The sequence below is a fragment of the Rhizobium leguminosarum bv. viciae USDA 2370 genome, from assembly GCF_002008365.1.
GTDB lineage: Bacteria > Pseudomonadota > Alphaproteobacteria > Rhizobiales > Rhizobiaceae > Rhizobium > Rhizobium leguminosarum.
In genome coordinates this window covers 155513-175680 of record NZ_MRDL01000022.1, presented here as the reverse complement: position 1 = coordinate 175680, position 20168 = coordinate 155513, and the positions used below count along the sequence as shown (strand labels likewise).

Genomic DNA, 20168 nt, shown 5'->3' with positions numbered 1-20168 from the left:
CTTAAGTTTTCGAGTGTTATTAATGCTAACGTTAGCATTTGGCCGAGGGCCGGTTTTGACCATAGACCTTCGGGCAGGAAGATTTGCGAAGACAAGCTGAGGGCGGAGAAATGGCACGAGTAAAATATATCCCGAATACCGAACTGGCCGAGACGCAACCCACGCTCAATGAGCGCCTGCTGAAGGAGAGGAAGGTTCCGACCGGAAATATTTTCCTTGCGCTCGCCAATGCTCCCGCGATCCTCGACGACTTCTTGACCTACGCAAACGCGGTCCGGGCTGCTGACCTCAGCCCGAAGCTGCGTGAGATGGCGATCCTTACTGTCGGATACTGCACAAATTCCGAGTACGAGGTGAAGCATCACCATTCTCATGGCCTCAAGGCAGGCCTGACGGAAGAGCAGTTTCAAGCAATTCCGGACTTCGAGACCTCGAGCCTTTTTAACGAGCAGGAAAAGGCTGTGATGGCCTTTGCCAAGGACTCCACGCTGCACGTCGATGTTTCCGATGAAGTGTGGAACGGGATTGCAAAGTTCCTGTCGGAGAAGCAGCTTGTCGAACTCGCAATCAACGTCGCCTGGTACAATTCCGGTGTTCGTCTCATGGGCGCGTTGAAAATCGACCTTGAGGAAGGGTACCGGTGAGCAAGCGGGCGGCGTGGAAGCGGCGTCCGCCTCGGCTTGCCGCATAGTTTTGGCGGCGTCTCATCAAGATCATTCCAGAGCTTTCAGCGTCCGGCCCGGGGATATGGGATGAATCGCAGCCAATCAAAGAGAGGTGCACGTCGCCGGACGGGCGCCTCTCTCTGATTTGGCGGCTTGCTGCGGGAGATCGACATCCTGCCGGCGTTTCACGGAGCGCTCGTGCTGCCGCGAATGATCAACTGGGGCGGAGAGATGAAGCTGTAGGGCTTGCTTAGGTCGCCCTTGTTCTGAAGATGATGCAGGAACCAGAGCCCACAAGCCGTTGCCAACTCCGAAACAGGCAACTGGACTGTCGTAAGTCCCGGCCCCCACCACCGATACCCAAGTTCATCGCCAAACCCGATGACGGAAATGTCGCGGGGAACGCGCAAAGCCTGGTCCTGTATTTCATCAATGACTCCGGAAGTGTTTTGTACCGCACCGATCACAAGCGCCGTCGGTCGATCCTTTAAGGAAAGAAGGCGACGCACGGCCTCGCGTCCGAATTCGGGTGACGAAGGCGCGCCCAGTTCCTCATGAACGGTGATCGTCTGGCCGGAGCTCTTCACCGCATCCCGGAAACCCTGCACGCGGGCTGCGCCAGTGGGAAGCTCTTCCGTGCCGCCGATATAAGCGATCCGTTTGTGACCTTCATTGATGATATGTTCAGTGCTTTCGTAAAGCGCCCGTCTGTCATCAATCCCAAACCATTGTTCGCCGAGCAGCGGTGCCTTTCGCAGCAGTTGGATGTGAGGCGTCATCTTCAGGATTCGCGCAGAATCCGGATGAGGTTTTGCGCTCGGGACCAGAATGATCCCGGCGACGTTGACGCTTGTGAGTTCCTTGATGTGGCGAAGCTCGTGCATTCTGTCGTCATCGGTTTCACACAAGGTCAGCTGGTAATTCGCTGAAAGAAGGCACCGCGAGAGAGCATGGGCAATAGTTGAATAAAAGCTGTTCCGGATATCTGGGACGATCAGCCCAACGAGATTGCTCTGAACCCCACGCATCATGCGTGCGGAACGATTGGCAACGTACCCCGCTTGAGTTGCAGCTTCGTTCACCTTTCGCTTCATCTCGACGCTGATGCGTCGATCGTCGGCAAGAGCGCGACCTACGGTTGAAGGTGAAACTTGCAGTGTGGCGGCGATATCTTTAATTGTTACCATTGTGCTTGGCTCTAATGATCACTTTCGCCAACGATAGCATTGACGCCCCGGTTGTCAAACTCCGAAATCGCAAACGATTATGCCAAATCAACGTGCTCGAATTTTCGCCCCTGATGCATCGGCGCGATGATCAAGATGCGTTTATAAATTTCTATATTTTCAAACTGTTGATCTAAAAATTTTAGATATTTTACCTGGTGTCCCCGCGCTCGCAGAAGGACCCGCCAACGAATTAACCTGCGGAATGCTGTTGACACAGAGGCTTCGTTGTGGGACGAATATTTGTGCTAACGTTAGCGCAAATGGAGGAGGCATAACGTATGGATGGTCTGGTGCTCCTGGAACCGATCATCGTATCCACAGAAGGACGTGGATGCTGATGACCCTTGCTCTTTTCTTGCAATCCGCTGTTGGTGGCGTCTTGCTGGGTGGGATCTATGGCCTGCTGGCGATGGGTCTCAGCCTGAGCTGGGGCTTGTTGAAGCTGGTGAACCTCAGTCACTTCGCGCTGGCGTTCCTTGGCGCTTACCTGACCTATCAGTTTGGCACCGTTTATGGCGTCCCGGCATATTTGAGCGTTCTGGTGATCGCGCCGCTGTTTTTCGCGCTCGGCGTTGCGCTGCACAGTGTGTTCGTACGCTTTCAGGTGAAGGAATTCGCGTCTCTCCTGGTGACGTTCGGCGTCACGATCCTGATCGAGTCGCTGATCCAATGGATCTGGTCGGCTGACTTCCTTCGTTATGAAACACCCTATGCCCAGACCACCATCCGGCTCGGTCCGATCTTTGTGCCCGTGCTGGATCTTTCCGCTTTTGTTTGCGCCGGGGTGCTTGCTGGAGTGGCTTGGTACGCGTTGAACAAGACCATGCTCGGAAAGGCGCTGCGTGCGGCCGCTCATGACGCCCCCGTAGCGTCAGCCTTCGGCATCAATTCTGCTCGCGTGTCATATATTCTGGCTGGCCTTTGCTCTGCGACAGCGGGTATCGCGGGTGTTTTCATCGCCCTGATCGGAACTTTGGCACCATCTCAAATCGAGGCCTGGATAGGGGTCGTATTTGCCGTCGCCATCATTGGAGGATTGGGCAGCCCCATCGGTGCGCTGGGCGCCGGAATGCTGATTGGCGTGGCCGAAAGCCTTACCATGTCCGTTGTGAATCCCGCTTGGGCGCCGCTCGTAGCATTCAGCGTGCTCATCGTCATCCTCTTGCGCAAACCGGTGATTTGACTATGAAAAAGCTTCTAATCACGGCGCCTATCGTAGCGGTCCTGGCTCTGCTGCCTTACCTGGGAATGGCGGATTACTACCTTTCCTATCTGTACATCATCTTCTTCTGGGTCGTGCTGGCGACGAGCTGGGGCATCCTGAGCGGTTACACGGGTTACTGGAGTTTTGGTCACGCAGCATTTTTCGGGATTGGTGTCTACACAACCGCCACGCTGACGACGCAGTTGTCGTGGCCTTTCGTCGCGACGATACCTGCTGCAGCGCTGCTGGCGGCCGCGATCGCCGCTCTGATTGGCTTGGTTGTCTTTCGTTCCGCAGCTCTGCGCGGTGAGTTCTTCGCGCTGCTGACGCTGTCGGTGACGTTCGTCGTCGCGGCCATTGTGTCAAACACCTCGCTGGACTCGGGCACGGGCGTATTCCTCTCGGGGATCGAAATCCCGATGATCGGTGTGACGGCGTCCGGCTCCCTTTACATGTTCGGGCTTATCGCGGTTCTTGCTTCGCTGGCGACATCCTACTTCATCTTTCACAGTAAATTCGGTCAGGGCCTGCTCGCAATCCACGACGATGAAGACGTTGCAGAGGTCAAAGGCGTTCCGACATTTCGCTATAAGCTGATCTCGTTTGCGATTTCGTCGGCACTTGCAGGCGGAATGGGTGCGATTCACGCCGTATATGTAGGCTACGTCACGGTTGGCGAGACGTTTGCGGTGACCGTTCCTCTCTATGTCGTGCTCATGAGCATCCTCGGCGGCGCTCGCCATTGGGCTGGGCCTGCGATCGGCGCGGTCATCATCACCGTGTTGCAGAGCGCTATCGTCAGCGGCGCTCATGCGGAATTCGGCCGTGCCGGCGTTGCTCTTGCACTGATAGTTGTAATCCTGGTGCTGCCGTCCGGCATCGTCCCCAGCCTTATTCGCAGGTTTGCCGACAGGCGCGGCGGAAGTGGCGCACCGGAGACGGCTGCTCAGGCCGTTACTCAGTTCGCGCCTCTAGCCGCAGCAGGTTCCGGTCCGGTGCTTCTCAAATGCGAGAATGTCACCAAATCGTTCGGTGGTATCCGCGCCTTGACTGGCGTGACGCTGGACGTTTGGCGGGGTGAAATCCTGGCTCTGGTTGGGCCGAATGGCTCCGGCAAGTCCACATTGATCAACATGATCAGCGGCCACTACACCATGACCTCCGGTACGATCACATTGGAAGGCGAGGAGATTTCCGGTCGGTCACCACATCTGATCGCGCAGCAGGGCGTGGCGCGGACATACCAGATCCCGCGCTTGTTCGATAATCTGACCGTCCTCGAAAACGTTCAGCTCTGCGCCAAATTTGGTAGCGCAGATGGCATGGGCGCGGCTGTGGTCGACGCAGTTACCAGGGAGGCGCTCGCCTTTACCGGCCTGGCTGAGAAGGCCGGCGTGCTCCCCGCAGCATTGAACCTGCATGACCGAAAGTTTGTCGAATTCGCGAGAGCGCTGGCCGCAAAACCGCGTCTGCTTCTGCTTGATGAGGTGCTCTGTGGCTTGAATCCGGCCGAGGTCGACCACGCGGTTGAAATGATCAAGCGGATCAAGGCTGGCGGTACGACGATCATCTTCGTTGAACACCTCATGCGGGCGGTTGTCGCCTTGGCGGACCGCGTCGCGGTACTGGATCAAGGCAAGGTCCTGGCGCTTGGGCATCCAAGCGAAACGATGAGAGATCCCGCTGTGGTCAGCGTATACTTGGGGGCCAGTCATGCTGCTTGAGGTCGATAAGATCGAGGTCGGCTACGGAGATGCGATTGCTCTGTGGGACCTGTCTATCAGTGTAAAGCCAGGCGAGATCGTTTCGGTGGTCGGTCCGAACGGCGCAGGGAAGAGCACGCTGGTCAATGCCATCGCCGGAATTCTCCGGCCGCACAAAGGAAAGATCGTTATCGAGGGTAACGACGTTTCCAAGGTGCCGAGCCATCGGGTCTGCGATTACGGCATAGCAGTGGTCCCGGAAGGGCGCCGTCTCTTCACGGCGATGACGGTCCTCGACAATCTGTTGCTCGGTGCCTACCGCTCGGTCGCTCGGGCGGAGCGCGACGCCACGCTCGCTGAGGTGTTTCAGCTTTTCCCTATTCTGAAAGAGCGCCAGGATTCGTTGGCGGGCTCCTTGTCTGGTGGGCAGCAGCAAATGGTTGCGATCGGCCGTGGCCTGATGGCCAAGCCGCGCGTCTTGCTCATGGACGAGCCGTCGCTCGGGCTGTCGCCTTTGATCGTCGGGGAAATGTTCAAAATCATCCAGATGATCAATGAGCGAGGCGTAGCGGTGCTGCTCGTCGAGCAGAACGTGAACAAGGCGCTAGAAATTGCCCATCAGGCCTACGTGATCGAGCAAGGCCGCGTAACGGCCTCCGGAGCGCCGGAGGTTCTCATCAATGATCCAAGCATCAGGGAGGCGTATCTTGGTATCTGAAAATTCGAACGGGAGAGTTCCCTCACATCTCCGGCGCGTCGTGACGGAACACGGCAGTCAGGGTGCTGCCCGGTTCGCCCAGGACGGCGCCGTTCCCCGCACAGACATATTCAGGACGGTCCCTGGATTGGTATCGCGGATGATCTGGTCGACTTCGACGTCCACGGCCATTCCATTCAACGGAACCGATCCAACTCCGCTGGTCACAAGCTTCGTTCCGGAGCCCGGCGAAACCCGCTTCCTAGTGCTAACGTTCCCACCAGATGCCGTTTTTATGTCTCCGGATTTTGATGGTCCGGCGGCACTCGCGGAGAACATGGCGGTCAGTCCAGGTTTGGCCGAGCGCTTCGAGCCGGATGGCAAACATCAAACTCCCACCGTCGATTATGGAATTGTTCTGGACGGCGAGATCTGGATGGAACTCGACGGTGGCAATGAGACCCGTTTGCGCCAATTCGACGCCTTCGTACAGAACGGAACGCGTCACGCCTGGCGAAACAAGAGCGACAAACCGGCAACCATCGCCGTGGTGCTGGTTGGCGCACGGACCCCCGATATGACGGATTACGATGACGGCCTGTGAGGCCCGATGATCCAATTTCAATCTGACCTTGTGGACCAACTGAACATGACCAACACCGAAATCCGAAAAGTGCAGGGCCGTCGCGTCTGGGATTCCCGTGGCAGGCCCACCGTTGAGGTAGAGATCGAGCTGGCCTCTGGTGCGACCGGCCGGGCCATTGCACCCGCTGGTGCATCGACCGGCACTGGCGAGGCGCTCGACCTTCGTGACGGCGGCAGCGCCCTTGCCGGCTTGGGGATCAACAAGGCCCTGACTGCCGTCAACGGAGAAATCGCCAAGTTGCTGGTTGGCCGGAATGCCAATGATCAAGCCGATCTGGACCACGCCATCATCGAGCTGGACGGCACCCCGAACCGGAGCAGACTGGGTGGAAATGCATCGGTGGCAACATCGATGGCGTTGCTTCACGCGGCAGCGGCTGCGGCCGGCCAACCGATCTGGCGGTATCTCGCGGGCTCCGACAGGGGGATCACGATGCCACTGCCGGAAATCCAGATTTTTGGAGGTGGAGCGCATGCAGCACGCCGGGTAGACGTCCAGGATTTCATGGTCATGTGCCCTGCTGCCTCGACTTTCGCGGAGGCTTTGGAGTGGACCGCTGAAGTCTACCGCGCGGCAGGCGACATTATGAAACGTGCCGGAAAGCTCCAGGGCGTGGCGGACGAAGGAGGCTATTGGCCTGCCTTCACCAGCAATGAAGAAGCTCTCGACGCCTTGGTGCGTTCGATCGAGGCCGCCGGTCTGAAGCCGGGCGGCGAAGTCGCCATATCGCTCGACATTGCGGCCTCCGAATTCGGTCGTGAGGGCAAGTATTCGCTGGCATTGGAAGATCGGCAGCTCGATACGGCCGAGATGATCGACATGCTTGGCGGCTGGTTGAAGGCCTATCCAATCGTCTCTATCGAGGATCCGCTCGCTGAGGACGATCCGGCTGGATTCAAGGAGTTTACCGCTCGCTACGGCTCCAAATGCCAAATCATCGGCGACGACTTCTTCGTGACAAACGCGGCGCGGGTAACCGAAGCGATCAAGGATAAAAGCGCCAATGCGGTGCTGATCAAGCCGAACCAAGCGGGCACGATAACAGAGACGTTCGAAGCGCTCTCCGTTGCCAAGAAAGCGGGTTTTCGAACAATTGTTTCGGCCAGGTCCGGTGAGACGGAAGATGTGACGATCGCCCATCTGTCGGTCGGCTGGGATGCCAAGCAGCTCAAGGTCGGATCGTTCTCACGCTCCGAGCGGATGGCCAAGTGGAACGAGGTTCTCCGTATCGAGGAGGCCCTTGGAAAAGAGGCTTCGTTCGCTGGCTGGTCGGCGCTAGACTTGGCTGAAAAGCCAGCCGCGGTTGCTGCTGCAGGTTAGATTCTGGATGGGCCGGTTGCCGGTCGCGCTCAATGACAGGCGTTGACAAAAGAGCCGGCCCTTTTATGCTAACGTTAGCAAAAATAGATGAGGATGACATGCTTCCGGCTGTTAATTTGAAACCTCCCTTCAACATCACGCGCTTCAGCCACGTCGTGCTTGAAGTTAATGATGTGGAGCGTAGCCGAGATTTTTACCTCAATGTCGGCGGACTGATTGAAACAGAATTCGCGGACGGTGTTTCATACCTTCGCGGATTGTCCGAGGCCTGCCATCACAGTCTCGTGCTCGCACCTGCCGTCGGGAAGCCGACGTGCAGGCGGATCGGTTATCGGGTGTTTCTGGAGGAGGACCTCGACAAGGCCAAGTTCTTTTTTGATGAGAAGGGGCTTCCGGCGGAATGGGTTGACGTTCGAAATCAAGGGCGGACCTTGCTCGTCAGCGACCCGTCGGGCGCTCGCATCGAGCTTTGCTCCAGCATGAGTGTCCATCCCCGTAAGTTCCTCGAGGTGCATGAACATCGTGGCGCCCGAGCCCAGGGGCTCGATCATTGCCAGATCATGGTCGCCGATCCGTTGGGTCTAAGCGCGTTCTACGGCGAACTCGGTTTCCGGACTTCGGAATATATCGCGGCTGGCGACAATCTCATTGCGAACTTCATGTATCGCAAAGGTGTCTGCCTCGATCTGGCGTTGGTGCCGGGCATCGGCCCGCAGCTACATCATTTTGCTTATACGGTTCCCGAAAGCAGCGACATCTTCGCCGTGTGCGATTTTGCCAGTCGTTACGGATATGGGGACAGCGTTGAGCGCGGACCTGGACGCCATGGCCCTTCCGGAGTCCTATTCGTCTACCTGCGCGATCCCGATGGACACCGGGTGGAGTTCTTCAACAATCACTACACCACGATAGACGCGGAATTGGAGCCCATTCGTTGGGACGCGGCAGCCCTTAGCACCAATGTCCATTGGGGAATGCCGGCCGTCTCGAAGTGGTTCTTCGAGGCCAGCGAATTTACGGGAGTACCGCTGGAACACCCCGAGAAAATGCCGAACCCCATGACGCTGGAACGCTACGCAGAGGGGCTGGCGAAGAGCTGAGACCTGCCGCCGGCGGCAGAGACTGATGATGACATGCCGGAAGCATCTGGGAGGATGAGATGAGTGCGAATTCCATGATACTGAATAGACGAGCATTCCTCGGGTCTGCGGCCGCAGTAGCAGCTTTCAGCTCGATGCCGAGAGTTTTTGCCCAAGAAGGGCCGGTCCGCGTCGGCGGAACGCTGCCGTTAACGGGTCCGCTTGCGGGCGTAGGCACAATCCACAAGCTCGCCGGAGAAGTGTTCGTCGAGCAGATCAACGCCAAAGGCGGTATTCTTGGACGAAAGGTGGAGTTCGTCCTTCTCGACGACCAATCGCTGCCCGCCAATGCTCGAACGCTCTATGAGCGGCTGGTGACCGCCGATAAGGTCGATCTCCTGATGGGGCCCTATGGCACGTCTTCGATCATCGCAGCAATGGGCGTTGCCGCCCGGTTCAAGAAGATGCTGGTTCAGAGCAGCCTGGGGGACCCCAGTCTCGCCCCATATCCTCTGCAGTTCCCGTCTCTTCCGATCGGGGCCGAGCCGCAATCGACGGATACCGAGGTTGTTCTCGATGCCTATGCGAGCCTGCCGACCCCTCCCAAGACGATCGCGTTCGTCACGAGCAAATTCCCGTCGGCCCTGACGATCGCCAAGGGCGGCCAGCAAGTTGCTGAGAAGCGTGGCATCAAGAACGTGCTGGGCCTTGAATACGAGTTCGGCACGAAGGACTTCGGCGCAATCGCGAACCGCATCAAAGCGGCTGATCCGGACCTGCTGTGGTCCGGTGCGATCGGCATGGAGGCCGTGCAGCTTCTCGATGCAATGAGCCGGATCGACTACCAGCCCAGGAACCAATTCTATCTGTTCCCGGCACCCGGCCCGACCGCAGCTCACCCCAAGGCGAACGGCTTGACCTCTCTGACCTGGTTTGAAGAGCACGAGCCGTTCCTCACGTATCACGGCGCCCAGGAATTCGTAAGCGCTTATGACAGCAAGGCGAAGGCGGCGGGTTTCCCCTATCCGCGTACGGAGTATCAGGCTGCGGTCGAATATGCTGCGTGGCAAATCCTTGCAGCGGCAGCAGAAGGGGCGGGGAAATTGGACGACGCCGCGATGGCTGCGTGGTTGCGCTCGAATACCGTCGAGACGGTCGTCGGACCAAGGACTTTCGACGGCAAGTTCAATGCCGGGAAGCCATCGACGAAGCTCAAGCAAGTTCAAGGAAAGGATTGGGTGACTGTCTGGCCTGCGGATTTCCGACCGGCTGGGAAGGAGTTCCTGGTCCCCTGACGAATGCCGCTCGGCACTGTGCCGCGCACCTGTCTGAAACTGCAAAAAAATGCATTCGGTCGGGCACGGTCCGACCGATGTCCCTATGGAGGAGTTAATGGTTAAAACTATGATCGCCGCTCGGCTGCATGCTCTGCATCAGCCGATGTCGCTGGATGAGATTCCGATTCCCACGCCCCGGCCCAACGACGTGCTGGTGCAGGTCAGGGCCTGCGGTATCGTGCCCAACATGGCCAACGTCATCAATAATTGGCCAACCTGGTTCCCCCACCAGCCACTGCCGAAGTTTCCGGCGGTGTTTGGTTTGGACCCAGCCGGGGTCGTCGCCGAAGTCGGCGAGGCGGTCACCAATGTCAAGATTGGCGATCGTGTCTATGTAAGCCCTCTCAGATCCTGCGGTTCTTGCAAGGCGTGCCGGTCAGGCAACCGCAGCCAATGCCGCTATTACACCTTGAATGGGTACTTCAGCACCAGCCGCGATGGTCAAAGGATCTTTGATCTTTATCCGTACGGCGGCTTCAGCCAATTCATGACCGCCCCGGAATACTCGCTCGTGTGCCTGCCGGATAACCTCAGCTTCGAGCAGGCCGGCCGCTTCGGTTACCTCGGTACATCCTATGGCGCCCTGAAGAATGCACAGGCTGGACCTGGTCAGGTTTGCCTCATCGACGGGATCACCGGTACGCTTGGTGTCGCGGCAACCAAGCTCGGTCTTGCGATGGGGATCTCCAAAATACTGGGCACCGGCAGAAGCAGGGAATTGCTGGGCCGCGTAAAAGCCATTGCCCCTGACCGCATCGACACCATCGTGCTCGGCGAAGGCTCGACCGGAGAATGGGCGAAGGCCCAAACCGGTGGCGAGGGAGTGGACTTCGTTATCAGTGCGCTGGGCGCGAGAGCCCCCGCCGCGACCGTGGTCGACTCCATGCGCGGAGTTCGTCGGGGCGGCCGCGTGGTTGTCGTTGGTGGCGTCGCAGAAGATGTTCCAGTCGACGTGAAGTGGCTGATGGACGAGCAAGTTCAACTCATCGGCTCGAACTGGTTCAGCGCTGCGCAGGGGCAGGAAATGGCAGACATGGTCCGCACCGGTGTGCTCGACCTGTCGTATCTCGAGCACAAGATCTATCCGCTTGAGCGGGTGAACGAAGCCATATCAGGCATTGGCGAACGCGACGGCGGCTTCAGCAACTATGTGGTCATTCCTCCGGTCCCTGCCTCCTATCAGTAACAATCACCGGCGCCGGCTATCGCCGGCGCATCCCTCGCGCGAGAAGAGAGAACATGTCCAAGAAAGATATCGCGGTCCTGGTCGGAAGCCTTCGTCAGGCTTCGATCAACCTGAAGTTCGCCCGTGCAATGCAGAAAGTGGCGCCCGACGGACTGAACCTGGAAATAGTGCCGATCGGCGAGCTTCCGCTCTATAACCAAGACTTGGAGACGGAGACGCCGCCGACGGAATGGACATCCTTCCGTGAGCGCATCAAGGCTTGCGATGGCGCGATCTTCGTGACGCCTGAATACAATAGATCCGTACCCGCGGCATTGAAGAATGCGATCGAAGTCGGTTCTCGCCCCTTCGGAAAGAGCGTGTGGGATCACAAGCCCGGGGCGGTGACTGGCGCTTCTCCCGGTCTCATCGGCGGCGCAGCCGCGGCACTTCAGCTCAGGGTTATCCTAACCAACATCAACGTGCCGACCATGCCCCAGCCTGAAGTTTACCTGAGCACGGCCGACAAATTAGTGGGCGATCACGGGGTCTTCCTCAATGAAGGAACCCAGAAGTTCATCGAGAGCTTCCTGGTTGCTTTCGAAAGCTGGGTCGCTCGGTTCTGAGCCGAAGCAGATGCAAAGTCTCTATCTGCCATCGCGGCACCAGCGCGATGGCTTATTATACTCTCTTTTAATGAATGCGCCGCTTTCCCGATGGGCTTGGTATTTTCACGGGCGAAACCTCAGCGGTCTATGCTGCTCGACCGCCCGATGTGACGCGCGCGCGCCGCTTCGAGAGTGTAATGTCGGCTTTGTCGTGGTGATGGGAATTCTTGCCCGAAAGTCGTTGTTTCGCTCTTCTGACCATTTCACAAGGGCCGCGCGGTTATCGGTGCAGCGGCAAAGAAAAATGCCGCTGCCTGAGGAGTGGGGTTCCGTTATGGAAACCAGGCCTGCGCTACGTCAGCCAGCTTTTGCCGAGGCGATGCGATCAGCGGGATGGCGGCTTTGCGGACCGTTTCGCGCTGGCATTCGTCGGTTATGTATTCGACGGGCGATTTGCCGTCGACCCGGGCGAGGAAGAGAGCGGGCAACAAGCTTGCTGCCCGAGCCTCGAGGGCGTCCCGATCCTCCCAGTCGACCTGATCCAGGTAGGCTGCCGTCAACGCCGCGAATGACGATGCGAGCTCAGATGCCGCCTGTCCGGCGACGACCTTCTTCAACAATAGATGGTTGAGGCAGAAGGCGAGGTCGAAAGCCGGGTCGCCAAACCAGGCGCATTCGGCGTCCAGGAACACAGGGCCGTTCTTGCCCAGCAGGATGTTCTTCGGGCTGACGTCGCCGTGGACGAGCGCCAGCTTTGTTTCGGCCGTGCGCTGAACCAGCTCTGCCAGGCGATCGCTGACGAAGGGATGTTTGGCGGCGGTCGCCACCAGATAGGGCTCGAGCCGAAGAGCATAGAAATTCGGTCCAGAATCAAACTTTTCCGACAACCCCGATGTGCGGGCGCTGACGGAATGGATCTGTCCAATTCGCCGGCCCGTTAGCTCTGCCGCTTTTCGGTCAACGCTTCCGTGGAGCAGGTCGGTCTTCCACAGCGGATATTGATCGCCGGGAAGAAACGTCATGGCGAAGATGCCAGACGACGCGTCGTGTGCGAGAGGCGTCGGAACGGCAGAAGGGAAGTGTTGCGCTACGAAGGATATCCAGTTCCATTCGTACACATTTCTCGACACCGGCGCCTGCCAATCGGCGGACACCTTGAGCTTGGGAAGTGCGCGTTTCACGCAGATGAGCCGGCCAGGAAGCTCCACACGGTAGATATCTGAAGAAACACCACCCGTCAGAGGCTTGTAGACCGCCTCCTCGGAAGCGCTTCTCAAACCGCTCTTCAGCAAGAACTCATCGAAAATCGTCATCTCATCTACAGACATGAACCCAGTGTCCTTGCGGCATTAGCGGCGGGGGCTGTTGCGGGGTTGTTCAGGCTTCTCTCCGCAGAGAACCCTGACGACTTCCTCCGCCGCCCGGCGACGCAGCTCGATCAGCGAAGCATCCGAGGAGAAGGCGACGTGCGGAGTGATCATCGCGCCGGGATGAGCGATCAGCTCCTGTGGAACGCGTGGTTCATCCTCGAGGACATCAAGGCCGACGCCGCTCAGAATGCCGGATTCCAAACCCTCGATCACCGCGGCCGTATCGACAACGCCGCCTCGGCTGACGTTGATCAGCAGGCTTCCGCGACGCATCTTCGAGATGGCGTCCCTGTTGATCAGATGACGCGTCGCCGGCGAGAGCGGCGCATGGACGATGACGATATCGCTCGAGGCCAGAAGTCTATCGAAGTCGGCAAGCTCCACATCCACAGGAACATTCGAGGCATGGGGATCATGTGCTCTAACCCGGCATCCGAGCGCCTGCATTTTTGCTGCCGTCGCACGGCCGATACGACCAAACCCAACGATGCCGCAGGTCAGCTCCGAAAGCCTGCGGAGATTTGCCGAAGCCGGGTCCCAGCGCCCGCAGCGAACCTCGCGGTCGAAGTGGATCAGCCCGCGGGCCCAGGCAATCGCAAAACCCACGGCGTGGTCAGACACTTCTGCAACGCAATAATCGGGAACATTCGTCACCCATATCCCCCGCTCCGTCGCTGCATCGACTGCAATATTGTCCAGGCCAACTCCGAGACGAGCGACGATCTTGAGGTTAGGAGACGCAGCGATTGCCGTCTCGCTAACTTGAGCCCAGCAGGTCAGAATCGCGTCCGGCTGATGCTTTGCAGCCAAAGCGTCGATCTCAGCAGGCGGAGACGGCTCGGCCGGACCGCTGACGAGGGTAAGCCCGGCCCGCTCGATTACTTCCCGCTCCACTTTGTCATCCGGCCAGGCGTAGTCCGTCAACAGCACGGTTCGTGTCATGAATATCCTCCCGGTTTATGCGAACGTTAGCGCAGCAGCTTTGTCGAGGTCAAGAAAAATAGGCTTACGCCATCCACATTGGCGCTCTTTACCCGCTGTTTCGTAGCCCTGCTGCAATTCCGTTGATGGTCAGATGCAGCGCCTCTTCAGTGTCCTGATCGCCTTCTCCGGCACGGTGGCGACGAAGAAGGTCGATCTGCATGTGGTTAAGCGGGTCGAGGCAGGGAAAGCGATGATGGATCGACTGCTTGAGTGCCGGATTATTCGCGAGCAGCGAGGCCTGATCCGTTATGCCGAATAGCGCAGTTGTCGTCGCTTCCCATTCGTCTTTTATGCGTGCAAAAATCTTCTCATGGGTGGATGCATCAGGGGTGAGGCCCACATACCGCGCCGCGATCGCCATGTTGGTCTTGGCCAACACCATCTCCATGTTCGCAATCAGTGTCTGGAAGAAAGGCCAGTCCCGGTGCATTCCCTGAAGAATTTGCAATCCGTCGGGGTGTCCGGCCAGCCATTGTCGCACGGCCGAACCGAATCCAAACCAACCCGGTAACATCATGCGGCTCTGCGACCAGCCGAACACCCAGGGTATCGCACGCAGGTCTTCGATGCGACATGAGGAACTGCGTGAGGCTGGGCGGCTGCCAATGTTCAGTTTTGCGATTTCGCCGATGATCGTTGCTTCCCAGAAGAACCGTTCAAACCCCTCGGTCTCGTAAACCAAACGGCGATAGGCGCCAAAGGCCAGGTCGGACAGTTCCTCCATGGCGCCAAGATATTCGGGATCCGGCTCTTGTGCGTCGGAAGGCAGCAAGGACGCTTCCAGCGTCGCGGCTATAAGAAGTTCGAGATTCCGACGACCCAGTGCCGGATTGGAATATTTCGCCGCAATGACTTCACCTTGCTCCGTCAGCCGTATCGATCCGGCAACCGCGCCAGGGGGCAGGGCGGTGATGGCTTCATAGCTTGGGCCGCCACCGCGGCCCACGGAACCGCCGCGACCGTGAAACAGGCTGAGGCGAACGCCTTCACGCTCAAAGAGCTGGATGAAGGCCGTTTCTGCCTTATACAGTTCCCATCCCGAAGTCAGATAACCGCCATCCTTGTTGCTGTCCGAATAGCCGAGCATAATTTCCTGTTTGCCGCCGAGCGCTTCCACATATGTCCGGTAGGCTTCGACGGCCAAAACTGTTTGCATCACGTCATGCGACCTTCGTAGATCCGAGATCGTCTCGAAAAGAGGTATGATGTTCATTGACGCCGCTTCGGGCTCATCGGGCCGGAACAGCCCCGCCTCACGGAACAGGACCATGACCTCCAGAAGGTCGGAAGGGCTACCGGCCTTCGAAATGATGTAGTTGGGGACGCTGACGCGGCCATAGTGCTTATGGGCTTGGGCAGCTTCACGCAGAACGGAAAGCTCCGACACCGTCTCGGCCGAATAAGTCCTGAGCGGTGTAATCAGCAACTGGGAAGACCGCAGTTCCTCGGTGAGCAAGCGGATCTTGTCACTCTCGGCTAACGCCTCGTAACGTGTGCCAGGCCGCACGTTCTCGAAAAGCTCATGAACAACCCGTTGATGAACCTCGGAATTCTGTCTTAAATCCAGACTGGCAAGGTGAAAACCGAAGACGTCCACGGCACGTTGGAGCCTGCGAAGTTTTCCAGTGGCGATCTTTTCTGCGCCATTGGCTATCAGGGATTTGCTGATCGTCGCCAAGTCTTTGGCGAATTCGGCAGGGCACAGGTAGGAAGGGGCGGTCGCCACAGGTTCGCGAACCAGTTCCGTGCTGCCGAACTTACGTGCCGTGGCCGCCAGGCAAGCATACATGCCCGAGATCGCCAGGCGATATGGCTCGTGTCGGCGCCGCTCCGATCTGTCGGGGGAGTCGGTCGCGAGGCGCTGAAGCTCCTGCGAGACTTTCACATACCGGTCATCCAAGGAAAGTTCGGCGCCAAGGCTGTGCAGTTCGCCGAGATAGAACGAGAAAACTCTTTCACTCTGCAACCGGAGCGCCTCCCTCAGGGTTTCGCCGTTGACATAGGGATTGCCATCCCGGTCGCCACCGATCCAGGAACCCATGCGCAGGAATGGCGGCAGCGCGTCCTCGCCGATACTCCAGGGTGAGTCTCGAAGCTGATCTTCGAGAATCTCGTATACCTCCGGGATCACCCGGAAAATGGTGCTGTCGTAATAGGACAAGCCATTGAGGATTTCATCCACGACCTGAAGTCGCCTTCCCCGAAGGCTATTCGTTTGCCAAAGCGTCGTCGTCGCCCTTTCCAAGTCCTCTTGATACCGACCTATCTCCTGCTCAATCAGGCCGGCTTGGTCGAGCTGCGTCAGGCATCGTGCAAGCTCCTGCTCGATTTCGATAACGCTCTTGCGCCGAACCTCAGTCGGGTGCGCTGTGAAAACGGGCGAGACGACTGCTTCAAGAAGCAGTTTGCGGATATCTTTCGCCTCTACCCCGGCCGCAGCCAGAACGGAAAGCGATCTGGCAATTGTTCCCGGCATGGCAGGTTCACGATCGGCGATGCTGAAGCGCTGCATCCTGGCTTGGTGTGCGTCTTCGGCAATGTTCACGAGTTGAGAAAACTGGCTGAACGCGCGGATCACACGCTTGAGGGTTTGGGGAGGCATGGTCGCACAAAAGGGGGCGAGCTCTTCGTTTAGGTGCGGGCCGGTCCTTCTGTGACCGGTAACCGAGAGGCTGCGGACCTGTTCCACGACCTCACGGGCTTCTTTGCCGTCGCTTGCTTCAATAGCCTCGCACAACAGGCGGCCGAGCAGCCGAACGTCCTTCACCAGAGCCTTGCTGGTCGTGAGGCGTTTCGCCTGCATGCATGCTTTCTTCAATTGAAGGTGCAAATGCGCATTCCTTGTGCTAACGTTAGCATAAATTGACAGGATTTAGCCGAGGAGTCAAGCGACGCTCGCAACGAACAGGAGCGAAAGGCCGCACAGATGGCGAAGCCCTGGCGACATTCCAGATTTATCGAAGGTGTCTTAGGTATGGTTTCATCGGCTCCCGCTATCAGCCGATAATGCCTTCCTGGTAACGAGCGACCTCTTCCAGCAACCATGCGCGGAACGCAACGACAGGCCGGAAGTCCTTCCTGCTCAGCGGCGCGACCGCATAATAGGCGCTGGTGCTTTTGACCTGATGGGGAAAGGCTTGAACGAGCTGGCCATTTGCGAGCTCGGAGTCGATGAGGAAAAGCGGCATCAACGCGAGCCCCAATCCAGCAATGCAGGCTTGGGCCACATTGCTGAACTGTTCGAACCGCATGGCCTGCGACGGGGTGCCGTTGACCTGGAGGCTTTCGAAAAAATGGCTCCAGGCCCCGGGACGGGACGCCATCTGCAGCAGCGGCAGGCGAAGCAGATCTTCAACCTTCACGATGGGATGTGAACTGAGAAAAAGTGGCGACGCGATCGGTGCTACCATCTCTTCCATAAGAAATGTGCTTTCCGCACCGGGCCAATCGGGCTGGCCGATATGAATCGCCATATCTATGTCGTCGCGATCGAAATCGAACACGCCAATGCGTGTGGCGAAGTTCAACGTGATCTCGGGGTGTCTGGCGACAAATCGCGGAATGCGCGGCATCAACCAGCGGGTGCCGAATGTCGGCAAGATGGCAAGATTGAGTTGATCGCTATGTTGTTGGGTCATGGCCTGCAGTGAAGCGGAACGAATTTCCGCAAGAGCGTTGGCAATTGCACGGGCATAGTTTGTGCCCGCCTCTGTGAGGTTGACACCACGGCTGGTGCGCTCGAACAGTAAAACGCCGAGTTGTTCCTCCAGCGACGCGATCTGCCGGCTGATGGCTCCCTGTGTCAGGGAAAGCTCCTCCGCTGCCGCAGAGAAGGTGCCCATCCGCGCGACGGAATCGAACGCCGCGAGAGCCGAGGTGGAGGGAAGGAGCCTTCGCGAGAGGTTTGCCATGAGCTATTACTATAGCTCATGGGCCGATGAGTAAACCTCGCTTTCTCAGTTGCGAAAAAGCGGCTTTAATTCCGTCAAATTCGAACTGCCAAAAACCTCAATGGGAGGACGACCATCTTGGCCTTTACTTGGAACGACCCGTTTCTGCTCGACGACCAGCTGACCGAAGATGAACGGATGATCCGCGAGTCCGCTGCGGCTTTCGCAGAATCCGAACTCTTGCCGCGCGTCCAGGACGCCTATCTCGAAGAAGCGACCGACCCAGAGCTGTTCAGGTTGATGGGGCAGACTGGCCTTCTTGGGGTGACGCTGCCTGAAGAGTACGGGGCCGCGAACGCATCCTATGTTGCCTATGGTCTGGTCGCTCGCGAGGTCGAGCGCATCGACTCCGGATATCGCTCGATGATGAGTGTGCAGTCCTCGCTGGTCATTTATCCGATCTACGCCTACGGCTCTGGCGAGCAGAAGAAGAAGTACCTGCCGGGCCTTGTTTCGGGTGAACTGATTGGCTGTTTCGGCCTGACTGAGCCTGACGCAGGCTCAGATCCCGGCGGTATGAAAACCCGCGCCGAGAAAATTGAGGGCGGCTACCGATTGCGCGGCTCGAAGATGTGGATCTCGAACTCGCCGATTGCCGATGTCTTCGTCGTATGGGCCAAGTCCGAGGCTCACAACAATGAAATACGCGGCTTCGTTCTCGAAAAGGGCATGAAGGGCCTTTCGGCCCCGAAGATTGGTGGCAAGCTTTCGCTGCGTGCCTCGATCACAGGCGAAATCGTAATGGACGGTGTCGAAGTCACAGAGGATGCGCTTCTGCCCGGCGTTTCCGGCCTCAAGGGGCCGTTTGGCTGCCTCAACCGCGCCCGCTACGGCATCTCCTGGGGCGTTATGGGAGCCGCGGAGGACTGCTGGTTCCGCGCTCGTCAATACGGCCTGGACCGCAAACAGTTCGGGAAGCCGCTTGCAGGGATGCAGCTTTATCAAAAGAAGCTCGCCGATATGATGACCGAAATCACGCTCGGACTGCAGGGTTCGCTTCGCGTTGGCCGGCTGATGGATGAGCACAAGATGGCCCCGGAAATGGTCTCGCTCGTCAAGCGTAACAACTGCGGAAAGGCGCTGGATATCGCTCGGCAAGCCCGGGATATGCATGGCGGCAACGGCATTCAGATCGAATATCACGTCATGCGCCACGCGCAGAACTTGGAGACGGTCAACACTTACGAAGGGACCCACGACGTCCATGCCCTGATCCTTGGGCGTGCCCAGACGGACCTCCAGGCGTTCTCCTAATTCCCCGATAGCCTATTCGGCACAGATCCGTCCTTCAACCTCCGGATTAGCGAGAGGCAGCATGCCTGTAGTGAATAAGATTTCTACCGTCGCCGTCATCGGTGCCGGACAAATGGGTACTGGGATCGTGGAGGTCGTGACGAGACACGGGTATGAGGCGCTGATTTACGATCTCGACAAAAGTCGAATTCGCGCGAGCATCGAAGCGAGCGCCGGATATTTCGGGCGCCAGGCGGAAACCGGCAAAATGCCGGCCGAGGCGGCTGAGCAGGCGATCTCCCGAATAAAGGGAGCGTTCTCCCTTTCGGATCTGGCGACTGCCGATTTGGTCGTCGAAGCGGTCAGCGAGAATGAAGACATCAAGAGGAAAGTCTTTACGGATGTGTGCACCGTGCTGAAGCCTGACGCGATCTTGGCGACGAACACATCGTCGCTCTCCATAACGCGGCTCGCGGCGTCAACCGACAGGCCCAATCGTTTTATAGGGATACACTTCATGAATCCCGTACCGGTTATGAAGCTCGTCGAGCTGGTTCGCGGCATCGGAACTGATCAAGAGACATTTGCCATAGCCAAGGATTTCGCCGAATCCATCGGCAAAACGGTCACCGTCTCCGAAGATTTTCCGGCTTTCATCGTAAATCGTATCCTCATCCCTATGATCAACGAAGCGATCTACACTCTGTATGAGGGTGTTGGAAACGTAGAAGCCATAGACACCGGCATGAAGCTCGGCGCCAATCATCCGATGGGGCCACTCGAACTGGCAGATTTTATCGGTTTGGACACATGCCTCTCCATCATGCAGGTCCTTCACGAAGGGTTGGCTGATAGCAAATACCGTCCATGCCCGCTGCTGGTCAAATATGTCGAAGCTGGCTGGCTCGGTCGCAAGACACAACGCGGGTTCTACGACTACGGATACGTTCCAGCTCGACCAACTCGCTGACCCCCATC

General features: G+C 58.1%; 17 protein-coding genes. 12 read left to right on the top strand and 5 right to left on the bottom strand.

Features of this window, described 5'->3' with window-relative positions:
- The first annotated feature begins 110 nt into the window (after nt 1-110).
- On the top strand, nt 111-644 hold the full coding sequence (locus BS629_RS09910) for a carboxymuconolactone decarboxylase family protein (protein ID WP_018244718.1): 534 nt from the start codon (nt 111-113) through the stop codon (nt 642-644).
- 206 nt (nt 645-850) lie between these two features.
- Here BS629_RS09910 and BS629_RS09905 read toward each other — a convergent pair whose 3' ends face one another.
- Nucleotides 851-1852, bottom strand: a complete 1002-nt coding sequence (locus BS629_RS09905; RefSeq protein ID WP_018244719.1) for a LacI family DNA-binding transcriptional regulator — start codon at nt 1850-1852, stop codon at nt 851-853.
- Between the two features lie 373 nt (nt 1853-2225).
- Between BS629_RS09905 and BS629_RS09900 the strand changes: the two genes are divergently transcribed.
- From BS629_RS09900 to BS629_RS09860, 9 genes are all read left to right on the top strand, one after another.
- Complete coding sequence (locus BS629_RS09900) at nt 2226-3077, top strand: branched-chain amino acid ABC transporter permease (RefSeq protein ID WP_077988127.1); 852 nt, start codon at nt 2226-2228, stop codon at nt 3075-3077.
- A gap of 2 nt (nt 3078-3079) precedes the next feature.
- Nucleotides 3080-4822, top strand: a complete 1743-nt coding sequence (locus BS629_RS09895) for a branched-chain amino acid ABC transporter ATP-binding protein/permease (protein ID WP_018244722.1) — start codon at nt 3080-3082, stop codon at nt 4820-4822.
- Entirely contained in the window at nt 4812-5519 is a 708-nt protein-coding gene (locus tag BS629_RS09890; RefSeq protein ID WP_018244723.1) for an ABC transporter ATP-binding protein, read from the top strand. Before BS629_RS09895 ends, BS629_RS09890 begins: the two co-directional genes overlap by 11 nt.
- A 139-nt stretch (nt 5520-5658) precedes the next feature.
- Nucleotides 5659-6102 carry a cupin domain-containing protein gene (locus BS629_RS09885; protein WP_018244724.1) on the top strand — a complete coding sequence of 148 codons (444 nt, stop codon included), beginning with the start codon at nt 5659-5661 and terminating at the stop codon, nt 6100-6102.
- A 45-nt stretch (nt 6103-6147) separates the two neighbouring features.
- Complete coding sequence (eno, locus tag BS629_RS09880) at nt 6148-7464, top strand: phosphopyruvate hydratase (RefSeq protein ID WP_026188619.1); 1317 nt, start codon at nt 6148-6150, stop codon at nt 7462-7464.
- A gap of 98 nt (nt 7465-7562) precedes the next feature.
- A complete protein-coding gene (locus BS629_RS09875; RefSeq protein ID WP_018244726.1) occupies nt 7563-8564 on the top strand; it encodes a VOC family protein in 1002 nt (333 codons plus the stop codon).
- A 134-nt stretch (nt 8565-8698) separates the two neighbouring features.
- A complete protein-coding gene (locus BS629_RS09870) occupies nt 8699-9838 on the top strand; it encodes an amino acid ABC transporter substrate-binding protein (protein WP_077988130.1) in 1140 nt (379 codons plus the stop codon).
- A 109-nt stretch (nt 9839-9947) separates the two neighbouring features.
- Nucleotides 9948-11066, top strand: coding sequence for an alcohol dehydrogenase catalytic domain-containing protein (locus tag BS629_RS09865; RefSeq protein WP_018244728.1), 1119 nt, complete (start codon nt 9948-9950; stop codon nt 11064-11066).
- A gap of 53 nt (nt 11067-11119) precedes the next feature.
- Nucleotides 11120-11671 carry an NADPH-dependent FMN reductase gene (locus tag BS629_RS09860; protein WP_018244729.1) on the top strand — a complete coding sequence of 184 codons (552 nt, stop codon included), beginning with the start codon at nt 11120-11122 and terminating at the stop codon, nt 11669-11671.
- Between the two features lie 314 nt (nt 11672-11985).
- Here BS629_RS09860 and BS629_RS09855 read toward each other — a convergent pair whose 3' ends face one another.
- The 4 genes from BS629_RS09855 to BS629_RS09840 all read right to left on the bottom strand — a co-directional run bounded on the left by BS629_RS09855 (nt 11986) and on the right by BS629_RS09840 (nt 17918).
- Nucleotides 11986-12981 carry a phosphotransferase family protein gene (locus tag BS629_RS09855; RefSeq protein ID WP_026188621.1) on the bottom strand — a complete coding sequence of 332 codons (996 nt, stop codon included), beginning with the start codon at nt 12979-12981 and terminating at the stop codon, nt 11986-11988.
- A 21-nt stretch (nt 12982-13002) separates the two neighbouring features.
- Nucleotides 13003-13965: a C-terminal binding protein gene (locus BS629_RS09850; protein ID WP_018244731.1), complete on the bottom strand. Its 963-nt coding sequence runs from the start codon at nt 13963-13965 to the stop codon at nt 13003-13005.
- A gap of 88 nt (nt 13966-14053) precedes the next feature.
- Nucleotides 14054-16810 (bottom strand): phosphoenolpyruvate carboxylase, encoded by a 2757-nt coding sequence (ppc, locus tag BS629_RS09845; protein ID WP_018244732.1) that lies wholly within the window; start codon nt 16808-16810, stop codon nt 14054-14056.
- Between the two features lie 193 nt (nt 16811-17003).
- Nucleotides 17004-17918 carry a LysR family transcriptional regulator gene (locus BS629_RS09840; protein WP_018244733.1) on the bottom strand — a complete coding sequence of 305 codons (915 nt, stop codon included), beginning with the start codon at nt 17916-17918 and terminating at the stop codon, nt 17004-17006.
- A 117-nt stretch (nt 17919-18035) separates the two neighbouring features.
- On the opposite strand from BS629_RS09840, the gene BS629_RS09835 reads away from it, so the two are divergent.
- Both BS629_RS09835 and BS629_RS09830 read left to right on the top strand, forming a co-directional pair.
- Nucleotides 18036-19211, top strand: coding sequence for an acyl-CoA dehydrogenase (locus BS629_RS09835; RefSeq protein ID WP_018244734.1), 1176 nt, complete (start codon nt 18036-18038; stop codon nt 19209-19211).
- A 61-nt stretch (nt 19212-19272) separates the two neighbouring features.
- A complete protein-coding gene (locus tag BS629_RS09830) occupies nt 19273-20160 on the top strand; it encodes a 3-hydroxybutyryl-CoA dehydrogenase (RefSeq protein ID WP_018244735.1) in 888 nt (295 codons plus the stop codon).
- The last annotated feature ends 8 nt before the right edge of the window (nt 20161-20168 follow it).